The organism is Streptomyces sp. NPDC087844 (genome assembly GCF_044742785.1).
GTDB lineage: Bacteria > Actinomycetota > Actinomycetes > Streptomycetales > Streptomycetaceae > Streptomyces.
The window spans coordinates 26702-40115 of sequence record NZ_JBIUVD010000029.1 but is presented as its reverse complement, the minus strand read 5'-3'; the positions used below and the strand labels follow the sequence as shown (position 1 = coordinate 40115).

The window sequence follows — 13414 nt, the reverse complement described above, 5'->3', positions numbered from 1 at the left end:
CCGGATCTACGGGCTCGGCTGCAGCAGCGGCAGGGTCGTCTCCGTCGGGAGCGGACCCGCCAGCTGCGCGTACGTACCCCCGTACGCGAGCAGTTCCTCGTGCGTGCCCTGCTCCACCAGACGTCCGCCGTCCACGACGAGGATGCGGTCGGCGTCCGGTGCGAGCGTCAGATCGTGGGTGATCATCAAGGTCGTACGGCCGGAAACCAGGCGCCGCAACGGCTGTACGACCCGGCGTGCGGCGAGTGCGTCGAGCCCGGTGGTCGGTTCGTCGAGTACGAGGACGGGGGCGGCCCGGAGCATCGCGCGGGCGATGGCCACCCGCTGGAGCTGCCCGCCGGACAGCACGGCCGTGCCCGGCGTGATCAGCGTCTCGTACCCGTCGGGCAGGGAGCGGACGAACTCGTGGGCGTCCGCGTCCCGTGCGGCCCGCTCGATCTCCTCGTCCGTCGCGCCCGGCCGCCCGCACGCGATGTTCTCGCGGATCGTGCCGTGCAGGACCAGGGTCTCCTGGGGCAGCAGGGCCACGTTCTCCCGCAGGAACTCCAGGGTGACGTCCGTGAGCGGGACGCCGTCCAGGCAGATCACCCCCGCGGAGGGGTCGTAGAAACGGGTCAGGAGTTTGGTGAGGGTCGACTTTCCGGCCCCGCTCGGGCCGGTGACCAGCACGAACTCGCCGGGCCGCGCGGTGAACGACACCTCGTGCAGGCTGTCGCGCTCCGCGCCCGGGTAGCGGAAGGACGTGTGGTGGAAGGAGACCCAGCCCTGTACGGGCCAGTGCCCGACCGGGGTGGCGGGGTCGGTGACGGCCGGCTCGGTGTCCAGGATCTCCTGGAGCCGCTGCGCCCCGGCGGTCGCGGCCGTCAGGGTCAGGCCCAGCTGCCCGAGGTCGCGGATCGGCGGATAGAGGTAGCCGAGGAAGGCGGCGAAGGCGAGCAGCTGGCCCAGGGACATCCGGCCCTGCGCGATCTCCCAGGCGCCCAGCCCGATCACCGTGAGCACGCAGACCGTCTCGACGACCTCGACGAACTGCTCGTACATCTCGCTCGCGCGGGCCCCGCGCACACTGGCCCGCAGCCAGGCGCGCGCCTCGCGGTCGAGCCGCTTCTCCTCCGCCCCGCGCCGGTTGTACGCCTGGGTGAGCACGATGTTGCCGAGGGACTCCTCGACGACCGAGGTGATCGCGCCGTCGGCGGTCCGCTCGTCCTTGGCTGCCTTCTGGATGCGGCCGGCGAAGCGGCGGGCCGCGACGAGGAAGAGGGGTGCGAGGAGGAAGGTGACCAGGGCGAGGTCCCAGCGGAGCCAGAGGGCGGCGGCGGAGTAGAAGACCGCCGAGAACAGGGCGGAGACCGCTCCTACCGCGCCCGAGACCACCATCTGTTCGATGGCCTCGACGTCGCCGGTGAGCCGTTCCACCAGATCGCCCCTGCGGTGCCGCTGGAAGAAGTGCGGGGGCAGGTCCTGGACATGGCGGAAGACGCCCGCGCGCAGCCGCAGTACGAATCTCTCGGCCGTACGGACAGCGAGGGAGTTGCCGAGATAGCCGACGACCGCGCCGACCACGGCCACCGCCAGCCAGGCACCGGCCGGGCCCCAGAAGGCGCTGAGCGAACCGGCCTGCAGCGCGTGGTCGGTGAGTTCCGCGAAGAGCAGGATCGACGCCGTCTCCGCCAGTGCGGCCACGATCACGCAGGCGATGATCAGCAACAGCCATCGGCGGTCGCCGCGCGTCAGCGGCCAGAAACGCGCGAATGCCTCCCGTACTTCCCGCATGGCGTTCAATTCCCTTTCCCTGCCCGTGCCTTACTCGTGTCCTACCCTTTTGCATCGCCCTTTTTGCATTTCCCGGGTCCGGGAAATGGCCGAGGCGGGGTCCCCGGATCGAATCCGGGGACCCCGCCTCGTGGCGTCGCCTACTTGTTGCCGACCGGGCGGCGGTTCTGCTGCTGCTTGGCGGCACGCTTCGGAGCGGGCTTCGCGGCCTGCTTCTTGGCGGCCGGGGCGGCCTTGCGGGACTTGCGGACCGGGGTGACCTTGTGGAAGCTCATGGGAATCTCTTTCCTGTGCGGGTGATCTCTTATGTCTTGCGTCTTGCGGTGTTCCCTTTGCCGTAAGCCCTGTTCGGCTTCGACATGGAAAACACTACGGGAGCGCGGAGACGGAAATCGCCAAATCCGCTGAGACCTCCATGAATTGCGGCTGAGACGGTTTTCAGACGGAGTCGGGAACCATTCCCCTATTCACACAGACTTTATTACGCCGCTCACCGGACCACTTGCTACTGGACAACGGTGATCCGGTTCGCCGCGGGCGGCGCGAGCGGTGCCGTCGCCGACGAGTTGGCCAGCAGGTACTTCTCCAGGGCCGCGAGGTCGTCGTCACCCACCAGGTCGTCGGTGCCCAGACCCAGCGTGGTGAAGCCGTCGCCGCCGCCCGCGAGGAAGCTGTTCGTCGCGACGCGGTAGGTGGCGGCCAGGTCGATCGCGGCACCGTTCAGCTTGATCGAGTCGGTGACGACCCGGTCGGCGCCGCTCTTGGTGAGGTCGAGCGTGTAGGTGAGGCCCGACGAGATCTGCAGCACCTTCGGCGAGGCCGCGTTCGTACCGCTGACCTGCTCCTTCAGTATCTGCACGACCTGGGCGCCGGTGAAGCTCTGCAGGTTCACGGTGTTGGCGAACGGCTGGACCGTGAAGCCCTCCGCGTACGTCACCACTCCGTCGCCCTCACTGCCCTTGGCCGCGTAGGTCAGGGGCGCCCGGACACCGCCCGGGTTCATCAGCGCGAGATCGGTCTCGGGGTCCAGCTCCTTGCCGTACGCGAGCTGCGCGTCGGCGATCAGGTCGCCGATCGGGGACTCGGTGCCGACATTGCTGATGTCACCGGAGATGTACCCGATGGGCTTGTCGCCGATCGGCGCCGCCAGGGTGTTCCACTTGGTGATCAGCTCGGTCATGTCCGGGGCCTTGGCCACGTCACGCGTCACCACGTGGTTCGCGGAGGCGACGGCGGTCCTGGCGATGTCGCCGGTCCGGCGGTCGTACGTCAGCGTCGTGTCGGTGTAGAGCCGCCCGAAGGACGCCGCCGAGGTGACCGTGCGGGGCTTGCCCGACGGATCGTCGATCGTGCACGCGTACGCGGCGTGCGTGTGGCCGGTGACCAGCGCGTCGACCTTCGGCGTGACGTTCTTCGCGATGTCCACGATGGGACCGGATATACCGTCGCCGCCACCGGGCGAGTCGCAGTCGTAGTTGTACGCCGACGAGGCGGGCAGCCCGCCCTCGTGGACCAGCGCGACGACCGACTTGACGCCCTGCTTCTCCAGCTCCTTGGCGTACTTGTTGATCGTCTCGACCTCGTCCTTGAACTTGAGGCCCTTCACACCCTCGGCGGAGACGACTCCCGGGGTGTCCTCAAGCGTGACCCCGATGAAGCCGATCTTCACGCCGTTCTTCTTCCACACCCAGTAGGGCTTGAGGATCGGCTTCCTGGTCTTCTCGTCGAGGACGTTCGCCGCGAGGTACGGGAAGTCGGCGCCCTCGAACTTCTTGCCCGCCACGTAACAGCCGTCCGTGGGGTGGCAGCCGCCGTTCTGCAGGCGGCCCAGTTCCTTGGCACCCTCGTCGAACTCGTGGTTGCCGACGCTCGTCACATCGAGGTCGAGCTTGTTCAGCGCCTCGATGGTGGGCTCGTCGTGGAAGAGGCCCGAGATCAGCGGCGACGCGCCGACCATGTCACCGCCCGCCGCGGTGACGGAGTACTTGTTGCCCTGGCGGGCCTGGCGCAGATGCGTCGCCAGGTACTCCACGCCGCCCGAGTCGATCGCCTTGGTGCTCCCGTCGGGCTGGATCTCGGTCACCCGGCCGGAGGAGCCGGACGGCGGCTCCAGGTTGCCGTGCAGATCGTTGAAGGACAGCAGCTGGACGTCCTGGTAGCGGGACGGGCTCTGGTGCCCGTGCTTCTTCGCCGACTCGCCCGCGGACGCCGGAAGCGCCGCGACCAGCGCGCCGACGGTGGCGACGCCCGCGGTCGCCGCGAGGAGGCGGGTGGTGCGGCTTCTTGGGCGGAACGGCTGAGGTATGGCTGACATGTGCCCCCCTGTGGGTCGGCTGATATATGGGCCCCGTCCCGGCGCAGCCTAGAGTCAACGCGCGTAGCGCGACAGGGGGTTCGGGGTTACGGACTGGTTGCCACGACGGGTGTTTCACCACGAACCGGACAGGTCGCGTACCGGCCATGTACGGACCGCGCACTCCTCCTGATGCTCCCTGGCGGGCCACTTCGCCATGAACCGGACACGCCGTACCCTCGTACCCATGACCAGCGACGACACCGCACCGGCTGCCCGCAAGCTCTCGGCCTCGCTCGGCCAGGGCGGTACTCCCACGGCCCGTTCCCTCGACGTCCTCACCGCGCTGAGCCCCGCGCAGACCGAGGCCGTGCTGGCACTCCTGGCGGAGGCCGCCCGCAACGACGGACAGCAGGCGGTGTCCGAACAGGGCCGGTTGCACCTGCGCGGAGAGGCAGCGGACGGAATCCGCCATCTGCTGCTGAGCACCGAGGACCGGCTCGTCGGGTACGCGCAACTGGAGGACACCGACCCCATCGAGGCGCCGGCCGCCGAGCTGGTCGTCCACCCGGCGCACCGGGGGCACGGGCACGGCCGCGCGCTGGGCAACGCGCTCCTCGCCGAGTCCGGCAAACGGCTGCGGGTGTGGGCCCACGGCGGGCACGCGGCGGCCCGCCATCTCGCGCAGGTCCTCGGTCTCGCGCTGTTCCGCGAACTGCGTCAGATGCGGCGGCCCCTGACCGGCCTCGACCTGCCCGAGCCGACGTTCCCGGACGGCGTGCGGGTGCGCACGTTCGTGCCCGGCGAGGACGACGACGCCTGGCTCGCCGCGAACGCCGCCGCCTTCGCGCACCATCCCGAGCAGGGCTCGCTCGGGCAGCGGGACCTCGACGCGCGCAAGGGCGAGCCGTGGTTCGACCCGGCCGGGTTCTTCCTCGCCTTCCGCGGCGACGAACTGGTCGGGTTCCACTGGACCAAGGTCCACGAGGCCGAGGGCCTCGGCGAGGTGTACGTGGTCGGGGTGCGGCCCGATGCGCAGGGGGGTGGGCTGGGGAAGGCGCTCACCACCGTCGGCCTCCGGCATCTGGCGGGTGCCGGGGTGCCGGACGCGATGTTGTACGTCGATGCGGACAACTTGGCCGCGGTGGCTGTGTATGAACGGCTGGGGTTCGCGGTGCACGAGACGGACCTCATGTACCGGACCGAGTCCTGACCGAGTCCGGGCGGGGTCCTGGCCGGACGGGGCGGGTCCAGAAGGCCGGTGCGAAAGTGCCGGCCCGGTGAGGGCTTGTCGCGCCCCGCGGCGGAGCCGCACATGTCACAGCCCCGCGCCCCTGAAAGACGCCCTACCGGGCGCTCCTGACCGGGCGCAGCCTCAGCCTTGCTCGTAGAGGTTCGGCGCATGCTCGTGCTCCCGCCAGTGCCGCCACGATCAGCAGCACCGTCCAGCGGTCGTGGCTGGACTGCCAGCGTGGGTCGTCCGGGGCCACGAACAGGGCCCAGTCGTGGGGCAGCAGCAGGAACGCCGTGGCGCCGGTTGCCAGCAGCCAGGTCGATATCGCCGCTCCCGGCTCGGTGACCTGCGTGCGGCGTATGACCAGGGCCGCCGCGGCGAGGGCCAGTACCACGGTGGCCGCCGCCTCCAGGGTGAGCGCACCGGCCGGCGGGCGGGCCTCCTCCGGTACGAGGAGCAGTGCCGTCGTCCAGCAGAGCGCGGCCCATGGGGCGACGAGCGCCACGCGCAGGGCGACCCGCACCGGGCGGCGGGCCGGCACCGCCGAGGTGATGTGCCGGGCCGGATCGTCCAGCAGGAACGCCAGGCCAACGGCGAAGACGAGCGCGGCGGCCCGCAGCGCGTAGAGGCCGACCAGCGGATCGGGCGTGCCTGACCGCATCCGCGGGATGCCGGCCAGCAGCAGCCCCACGGCGGCGGCGGCCACGAGCGCGCGCCGGGGCAGCGCGCGCCACACGGGCGGGAGGAGAGCGCGCGTCATGACCGTCACATGTCGCACGAGTCACCGTCCGTCGCCTTGCCGCCCGCGGCCGGCACGTTCAGCAGTTCCGCGACCCGCGCCATCGACGTGTCGGGCGAGGTGAGCTCCGTCCACTTGGCCTTCACCTTGCCGGCGACGTCGTAACGCGGCTTCTTGAGCAACTCCACGACGATCCGTGTCTGTTCGGCGCTCATGAAGAAGGGTTCGGTGGGCGACAGGACGAGGGCGGGGCCCACGACGTTGTCGTCGAGGCGGACGTTGCGCAGCGCGGACATCGGGTCGGGATCGCCGCCCAGCGCCAGCCACATGACCGTCACCAGGCGGGCGTCGCAGATCTCGGTGCCCGCCTTCTCGTCGCCCGCCACCAGGGCGGACGCGACGGCGACGGCGAACTCGGGGACGCGGTTGCCGCCCCAGTCGGTGCGGACGGTCACATGGCCGGGCTCGGTGGACGGGGAGAGCGTGCTGTCGGACTCCAGGCCGTAGCGGGCGTCGAGGCGCTGGTTCACGGTCAGCCGCTCGGCGCCGGCCCTGCCGCCCGCGAGGTTCTGGACGCGGTCGACCACGGCGGCCCAGTCGGCGGCGCGGCCCGTCCACTCGGGAAAGGCGCAGTACGAGGACTTCCCGTGCTCGATGCACGTGCGGATCTTCTCCGGGGTGACCGACGCCCGTTCGCGGGCCGGTGTCGACCCGGCCGGGGTGCCGCCGGACTGGCCGGCCACGCCCACCACCGTGAGGGCGAGGGATCCCGCGACGGCCGCCTTGACGACCGTCGAACGGCCGCCGCTGACCAGCACCGCGAGCAGGGCGACGACCAGGGCGAGCCCGATGAGGTACAGGGCGTGCCAGGCGGCGGGGCGTTCCAGCAGGTCGGAGGGGAGCGGGTCCGAGCCGGTCTCGGAGACCACCGGGTACAGCCAGCTCGCCCAGTCGCTTCCGGACGGGGGCGCCACGAAGACCTCCGCGAAGAGCAGGAGGACGAGAAGCATCGGCGCGGCGAAGATGGAGAGGAACAGGCGGCCGAAGAGCACGCCCAGGACTCCGAAGAGCAGGACCGTCAGCGGGCCGACGGCGAGTTCGGCGGGCGAACCGTGCCCGGCCGCACCCGGCTTGAGCGCGGCCCAGGTGAACTGGACGGTCACGCACACGGCCGTGAACAGGGCCGCCGGGACGGCGGACAGCACATGGGCGGCCGTGCGCCGCCATGGCTCGACGACCAGGACGTCGAAGTGGCGGTCGGTGTCGCGTCGACGGGAGCGCAGCACCGCGCGGTTGACGTTGAGCATGACGGCCAGCCCGATCAGTACCGGCATCATCTGCGTGCCGCGATCGACGTTCTGCAGTATCGGGAAGTCGCCTTGGCTCTGGGTGGTCTGCCAGACGATCCAGATCATGTACAGGACCGCGAGGGCGAGGAAGGACATATTCATCCGCAGCTCGCGCGCCTCGAAGCGGGCGAGGGCGAACACGGCTGCCCAGGGGCGTGCCGGGTGCGTCGGCCCGGTGGTCCGCGCGGGTGTCTCCAGTACGGCGCTCATGCGGCCGTCACCTCCGAGGACTCCCCGTCGAGGGTGAGCAAGTAGCCGTCCTCCAGGGTCGGTTCGACGAGTTCGGCGCCCTTGGGGGGCTCACCGACATTACGGAAGGAGCCCGTGCCCGTGCGCCAGCCGGCCCACGCGCCCGGGTCGCGTTCGGTGCTGCTCCACACCCGGCCGGCCGCCCGTGCGGTCAGCTCGGCCGGGCTGCCCTCGAAGCGGACACGGCCGCGGACCATGACGATCACGCGATGGCAGAGCATCGCGACGTCCTCGGTCTGGTGGGTGGACAGCAGCACGGTCCGCCCCTCCCCCGCCCGGGCGATCAACTCCCTGAACCGCATGCGCTGTTCGGGGTCGAGGCCGACGGTCGGCTCGTCGAGGACCAGGAAACCGGGGTCGCCGACGAGGGCGGCGGCCAGCGCGACCCGCTGGCGCATCCCGCCGGAGAGCTTCTTGATCCGCTTGCTCCGTACGTCGGACAGCGCGACGGCGTCCAGGACCCGCCGCACCTCGCGGTGCCGGGCGGTGCGGTCCGTCAGCTCCTTCAGGATCGCCACGTAGTCGACGAACTCGAACGCCGAGAAGTCCGGGTGGAAACCGGGCGCCTGCGGCAGATAGCCCAGCGCGCGCCGCACCTCCTGCCGTCCGGCCGACGTGCCCGGGTCGTTGCCGAGCACCGTGAACGCTCCCTTGTCCGGAGGCACGGCCGTGGCCAGGACCCGCAACAGGGTGGTCTTGCCCGCCCCGTTGGGTCCGAGCAGCCCGGTGACACCCTCGCCGAGCCGCACGGACACGTCGTCGAGGGCGGCCGTTCCGCCGTAGCGGAGGGTCAGCCCGGCGGCGGACACCGTCGGTACCGAAGGAGGTGCCGAGGACAGGTCAGACATGCGTGACTCCAGAGGATCCCGTGGAAGAGAGCGAAGGCAGGAAGAGGAAGAAAGGGCAGAAGAGGCGGCGGGAGGGGGCGTGGGGGCGAAGTGCCCTCAGCCGCCGTCCCCGCCGGAGGAAGAGGAGGAGGAGGACGAACCCCGCTTGCCGGAGGAGAAGGCCAAGAGGACCAGGACGGCGAAGTACAGCACCTTGCAGACAACCGAAGCGGTCACCAGCAATGCGGCTCCGACCAGCTTGAAGCGCCTGCGCCAGGCGACCGACATCACGCCGCACCCCCGTCCGTGAAGCCCGTGAAGCCCGCGAACGGGGTGTGCGCGGAGGTCGAGTCGAAGCGGTCGCGGCGGAGATAGAAGAACCCGGCGGCGAGCACGGCGACCGTGGCGGCGACGCTCTGCCCCGCCACCGTGTAGGGCGCGAGCGTCCCCTCGGAGGTCGTCCACTGCGCGATCAGCAGCACGGCGATCCACGTACCGCCGACCAGACCCGGTGCCAGGACCGGGCCCAGCCGGGGCGTCAGCGCGAGCCCGGTCGAGGTGAGCGCGAGCGCCGGCAGCAGCCAGGCCAGGGCACGCAGTCCGTACGAGGGAAGCGCGAGCGTCGCCAGGCCGTTCAGGGCGAGCGCGACGGCCAGCACCGGCACCGTGCGGATCAGCAGCAGCCGGAAGCCGTGCATCGGCGACACCACGGCCATCTCGTACGTCGGGTCGACCACCGGCCCGTACGACAGCGCGACCCCGGCGAGGGGCAGCAGCGGGGCCAGGGCGAGGAACATCGCCGGGCTCTCGGGCGCTCTGAGGGAACTGGTCGCCAGCACCGTGATGACCAGCACGGCGACGACCGCGCTCAGCCACGACCGGCGCAGCACCGGCGTCGCGGCCAGCAGTCGCGCGGTGTGGTCGGCCACCCCGGCCCGTACGAGCAGCGACTCCAGGAACCCCGGTCGCGGCACGTCCAGTTCGGCGTCGAGCCGCTCCCATCCCTCGTCCAGCGGGGCCGGGTCGCTCACCTCGGCGAGGACCGCCCGGCAGCGCGCGCAGGCCATGAGGTGCGTGTCGGTCGACCAGAGCATCGGGGCCGCCAGCTCGCCCCTCACATACGCCCGGAGGTCGTCCTCCGCCACGTGCCAGGTCATACCGCCCGGATCGCGGACCCCGTTCGTGTCGCCGTCGCTCATGCCAACTCCTCCCGCAGCTGCTTGCGGGCCCGAAGCGCCCGTGTCTTGACCGTCCCCGGCGGGATGCCGAGCAGGACGGCCGCCTCCCGGGTGGTCAGCCCGTCTATGACCGTGGCCTGCAGGACCGACCGCAGTTCCGGCGACAGCCGGACCAGGGCGCCGGCGAGGTCCCCGTGCTCCACCCCCGCGAGCACGCGCTCCTCCGCGGACGCCTCCTCGCGGTGCCGCAGCCGCGCGAGCGCCTGCCGCATCCGGCCCCGGGCGCCGTCGCCCCGCAGGGCGTCGATGAGCCGCCGCGAGCCGATGCGCCACAGCCAGCCGGCCACGTCGCCCTCCTCGCGGTAGCGGGCACTGCCGCGCCACACCGCGAGAAACGTCTCCTGCACGACCTCGTCGACCGTCCCCGCGTCGGAACAGCGGCCTCGCAGCCTCGCTCCGAGCCATGGCGCGTACCGCCGGTACAGCTCTTCGAAGGCGCGCCGGTCACCGTCCGCCGCGATGGCCCGCAGCAGATCACCGTCGCTTCTCGTTTCCCTCACACCCCCTCATCGCACGAGCCCCACGGATCGGTTCACGCCTCCGCGAGAAGTTTTCGGAACCTCTGAGGCACCTGACGCACCTCATGCACCTCATGCACCCCACGCACCCCACGCACCCCACGCACCTTGAGAATCGCCGCATCACCTTGACAGGCACCCAGGTCGGCCATCACCCTTTCACTACTCAATTAGTGAAAGGGTGATGGTCGGGTGGTCGAGTACCGCATCGACCGGCGCAGCGGTGTCGCCACGTACGTCCAGATCGTCCAGCAGACGAAGCAGGCACTGCGCCTGGGCGTACTCGAACCGGGCGACAGACTCCCCACTGCCCGCGAGGTCGTGGAGGCCACCGCGATCAATCCGAACACCGTCCTCAAGGCCTACCGCGAGCTGGAACGCGAGGGCCTGGTCGAAGCCAGACGCGGCCTCGGCACCTTCGTGCGGCGCTCCCTGGGCTCCGCACCCGCCGACCACACCGCCCTGCGCTCGAAACTGACGGCCTGGCTGGACGAGGCACGCAAGGAAGGTCTGGAGCGCGAGGACATCTCCGCGCTCTTCACCTCCGTACTGGACGAGAAGTGCCCTGAGGGGGAGCGATGAACAGGGACCGCGAAGGGACCGCGCTGGAAGCGGTCGGGCTGGGCAAGCGGTACCGGCGCGGGAGGGGCCACGTACTGCGGGACTGTTCCTTCCGACTGCCCACGGGCCGGATCTGCGCCCTGGTCGGACCCAACGGCACGGGCAAGTCGACGCTCCTGGCACTGGCCGCGGGCCTGACCCGCCCCACCGAGGGCACCGTGAAGGTCCTCGGCACCACTCCCGCCCGCGCCCGCGAGCGTTTCGCCTACGTCGCCCAGGCCAAGCCGCTGCCGCCGCAGCTCACGGTCGCCGCCACCCTGCGCCTCGGCGCCGAACTGAACCGCGCCCGCTGGGACCGGACGGCCGCGGAACGGATCGCGTACGGGCCGGTGTACGGGCCGGTGTACGGGGACACGGCGAGGCAGACCGCACTGGAGCCGGCCCCCGGCCCGGACGTGGTCCGGGAGGGCGGCCTCCACCCCGACGACCGGATCCGCTCGCTCTCCGGCGGCCAGCGCACCCGGGTCGCCCTCGCCCTGGCCTTCGGCAAACGGCCCGAACTGATGCTGCTGGACGAGCCGATGGCCGACCTCGACCCGCTGGCCCGGCGCGAACTCCTCGGGGCCCTGCTGGGTGAGGCCGCCGAGCACGGCACGACCATCGTGATGTCCTCGCACGTCGTCGCCGAACTGGAGGGCGTCTGCGACCACCTGTTCCTCATGGGCGGTGGCCGGATCAGGCTGGGCGGCGACCCCGAACGGCTGCTCGCCGCGCACACCCTGCTCACCGGGCCGGCCCGCGACCTCTCGGGCCACACCGTCGTCGAGTCGCACGGCACCGGCCGCCAGCTCACCGCGCTGATACGCACGGTCGGCCCGCCGACCGACGGCTGGGAGACCACCGCGCCCTCTTTGGAAGAGCTGCTCCTGGCCCATCTGCGCAATCCCGAGGCACCGGACCTGTTCACCGAGGAGACCGGCGGCACCGGCGAAACCGGCGAGACCGGCGACACCGGCGACACCGGCGACACCGGCGAGATCGGCAGCACCGACGAGACTGGCAGCACCGGCGAAACCGGCGAGACCAGCGACACCGATACAGCCGACGTGAGCGGCGAGGGGAACGTGCGCCCATGACGACTCTCCTCGCCTCCCCGCGCCCGGCCCCCTCACTCGGGCTCGCCCGGTCCCTCCTGCGGCTGCACCGGTCGGCGCTGTGGTTCTGGCTGCTGCTGGTGGTGGCCCTCTCGGCGGCGATGCTGTGGGCGTACGGTCCGGGCTACGACACGGCCGCCGCGAACGTCCAGGAACAGTGCCGAACGGACGTCGAGGCCTGCCACTTCCCCGGCGGCCCCTGGCTGAGCCGGTACAGCACGGCCGTGGCCCTCACCACCCTCGTCGTCTCCTTCCTCCCCCTCCTCCTCGCCGCCTGGGCGGGCGCGGCCCTCATCGGCCGCGAACTGGAGAACGGCACCGCGCATCTCGCCTGGACCCAGTCCGTCTCCCCGGCCCGCTGGCTCGCCGCGAAACTCGCCGTCCCCGCGCTGTTCGTCACCGCGGGCGCGGCCCTGCTCGTCCCCCTGCACCGCCTGATGTGGGACGGCGGCGGAGAACTGCTGTGGACGGACTGGTTCGACGCGTACGGCTTCCGCTCCAACGGCACCACCGCCCTCGCGTACGCCCTCTGCGGTCTGGCCGTCGGCGTCCTCGCGGGCCTGGTGACCGGCCGTACGCTCCCCGCCCTGGGCGTCGCCGTCGCCGTCATGTTCGCGCTCACCCATCTGGGCGATCAGTACCGGCCGAGTATGTGGCCCACGGTCACGGTCACCGGCGCCGAGTCCCTGAGCCTGCCGGACCACGCTCTCCAGCTCGACCACGGTGTGATCACCGACGACGGCGTCCGCATCGGCAACAACATGGCCTGCACCGACACCGGCGGCGCGGAGGATTTGCGGAGCTGCCTGGCCCACAACGACCTCGCCGAGATCTGGGCCACCTTCCACCCGCGGTCCCACTTCTGGCCCCTGCAGCTCGTCGAGACCGGGATCGTCCTCGTCGTCGCCGCCCTCGCGGTCACCGCCGCGTTCGTCCTGCTCCGCCGTCGTACCGCTGCCGCGGGAGCCGCCGTATGAACACCGGACCGCCGTCGAGAACCGGACTGTCGTTGAACTCCGGACCGCCGTTGAGAACCGGACTGCCTTGGAACGCCGGACTGCCGTGGGCCGTGCTGCGGCTGCACCGCGCGGCACTGGCCGTGTGGGGCGCGTTCCTGCTGGCCGCCATCGGCACCCTGGTCTGGGAGGCCGGGATCATCGCCGACTCCGTACAGGCTGAGGTAGGTGCGTACGTGCCGGCCCGGTGAGGGCCGGTCGCGCTACGCGGCGGAGCCGCACATGTCACAGCCCCGCACCCCTCCAAAGGTGCGGCCCCGCCGGACGACGTACGGGGGTGAGGATCGGATGCGTGTGCCGGTCCGATGCGGCCGGTCGCGCCCACGCGGCGCAGCCGCACATGTCACAGCCCCGCGCCTCTGACGGGGCGCGGCCCCGGGGAGCCTCCCCCCGATATCCCGCACGTCATGTCGCCGTAACCAGTGATTCAGACAGGCTTGCGACCCTCGGGCAATGAATCCCG

General features: G+C 71.3%; 14 protein-coding genes. 5 read left to right on the top strand and 9 right to left on the bottom strand.

What is annotated here, in order from left to right; genetic code table 11:
• Positions 1 to 6: 6 nt before the first annotated feature.
• The 3 genes from ACIOKD_RS37405 to ACIOKD_RS37395 all read right to left on the bottom strand — a co-directional run bounded on the left by ACIOKD_RS37405 (position 7) and on the right by ACIOKD_RS37395 (position 4087).
• Positions 7 to 1773, bottom strand: a complete 1767-nt coding sequence (locus tag ACIOKD_RS37405) for an ABC transporter ATP-binding protein (RefSeq protein WP_402092571.1) — start codon at positions 1771 to 1773, stop codon at positions 7 to 9.
• Positions 1774 to 1913: 140 nt separating this feature from the next.
• Complete coding sequence (locus ACIOKD_RS37400; protein WP_402092569.1) at positions 1914 to 2048, bottom strand: hypothetical protein; 135 nt, start codon at positions 2046 to 2048, stop codon at positions 1914 to 1916.
• Positions 2049 to 2278: 230 nt separating this feature from the next.
• Positions 2279 to 4087, bottom strand: coding sequence for a bifunctional metallophosphatase/5'-nucleotidase (locus ACIOKD_RS37395; protein WP_402092567.1), 1809 nt, complete (start codon positions 4085 to 4087; stop codon positions 2279 to 2281).
• A 226-nt stretch (positions 4088 to 4313) separates the two neighbouring features.
• Here ACIOKD_RS37395 and mshD point away from each other — a divergent pair, with 226 nt between their 5' ends.
• Positions 4314 to 5279, top strand: a complete 966-nt coding sequence (mshD, locus tag ACIOKD_RS37390) for a mycothiol synthase (protein ID WP_402092565.1) — start codon at positions 4314 to 4316, stop codon at positions 5277 to 5279.
• 133 nt (positions 5280 to 5412) lie between these two features.
• On the opposite strand, the gene ACIOKD_RS37385 is transcribed toward mshD, so the two are convergent.
• The 6 genes from ACIOKD_RS37385 to ACIOKD_RS37360 form a co-directional block, all read right to left on the bottom strand.
• A complete protein-coding gene (locus ACIOKD_RS37385) occupies positions 5413 to 6060 on the bottom strand; it encodes an ABC transporter (protein WP_402092564.1) in 648 nt (215 codons plus the stop codon).
• 5 nt (positions 6061 to 6065) lie between these two features.
• A complete protein-coding gene (locus ACIOKD_RS37380) occupies positions 6066 to 7598 on the bottom strand; it encodes an ABC transporter permease (RefSeq protein ID WP_402092563.1) in 1533 nt (510 codons plus the stop codon).
• Positions 7595 to 8485, bottom strand: a complete 891-nt coding sequence (locus tag ACIOKD_RS37375) for an ABC transporter ATP-binding protein (RefSeq protein ID WP_402092562.1) — start codon at positions 8483 to 8485, stop codon at positions 7595 to 7597. Before ACIOKD_RS37375 ends, ACIOKD_RS37380 begins: the two co-directional genes overlap by 4 nt.
• Before the next feature lie 96 nt (positions 8486 to 8581).
• Positions 8582 to 8752: a hypothetical protein gene (locus tag ACIOKD_RS37370; RefSeq protein WP_402092561.1), complete on the bottom strand. Its 171-nt coding sequence runs from the start codon at positions 8750 to 8752 to the stop codon at positions 8582 to 8584.
• Entirely contained in the window at positions 8752 to 9621 is an 870-nt protein-coding gene (locus ACIOKD_RS37365; protein WP_402092690.1) for a zf-HC2 domain-containing protein, read from the bottom strand. The genes ACIOKD_RS37370 and ACIOKD_RS37365 overlap by 1 nt, the downstream gene beginning before the upstream one ends.
• A 38-nt stretch (positions 9622 to 9659) precedes the next feature.
• On the bottom strand, positions 9660 to 10202 hold the full coding sequence (locus ACIOKD_RS37360; protein WP_107015234.1) for an RNA polymerase sigma factor: 543 nt from the start codon (positions 10200 to 10202) through the stop codon (positions 9660 to 9662).
• A gap of 210 nt (positions 10203 to 10412) precedes the next feature.
• Here ACIOKD_RS37360 and ACIOKD_RS37355 point away from each other — a divergent pair, with 210 nt between their 5' ends.
• Genes ACIOKD_RS37355 through ACIOKD_RS37340 form a run of 4 tightly spaced genes read left to right on the top strand, consistent with a single transcriptional unit; the run spans position 10413 to position 13142 of the window.
• Positions 10413 to 10802, top strand: a complete 390-nt coding sequence (locus ACIOKD_RS37355) for a GntR family transcriptional regulator (RefSeq protein WP_402092556.1) — start codon at positions 10413 to 10415, stop codon at positions 10800 to 10802.
• Entirely contained in the window at positions 10799 to 11917 is a 1119-nt protein-coding gene (locus tag ACIOKD_RS37350; protein WP_402092554.1) for an ABC transporter ATP-binding protein, read from the top strand. Before ACIOKD_RS37355 ends, ACIOKD_RS37350 begins: the two co-directional genes overlap by 4 nt.
• Positions 11914 to 12912 (top strand): ABC transporter permease, encoded by a 999-nt coding sequence (locus ACIOKD_RS37345; protein WP_402092552.1) that lies wholly within the window; start codon positions 11914 to 11916, stop codon positions 12910 to 12912. The genes ACIOKD_RS37350 and ACIOKD_RS37345 overlap by 4 nt, the downstream gene beginning before the upstream one ends.
• Positions 12909 to 13142: a hypothetical protein gene (locus ACIOKD_RS37340; protein ID WP_402092551.1), complete on the top strand. Its 234-nt coding sequence runs from the start codon at positions 12909 to 12911 to the stop codon at positions 13140 to 13142. Before ACIOKD_RS37345 ends, ACIOKD_RS37340 begins: the two co-directional genes overlap by 4 nt.
• Positions 13143 to 13414: the final 272 nt, after the last annotated feature.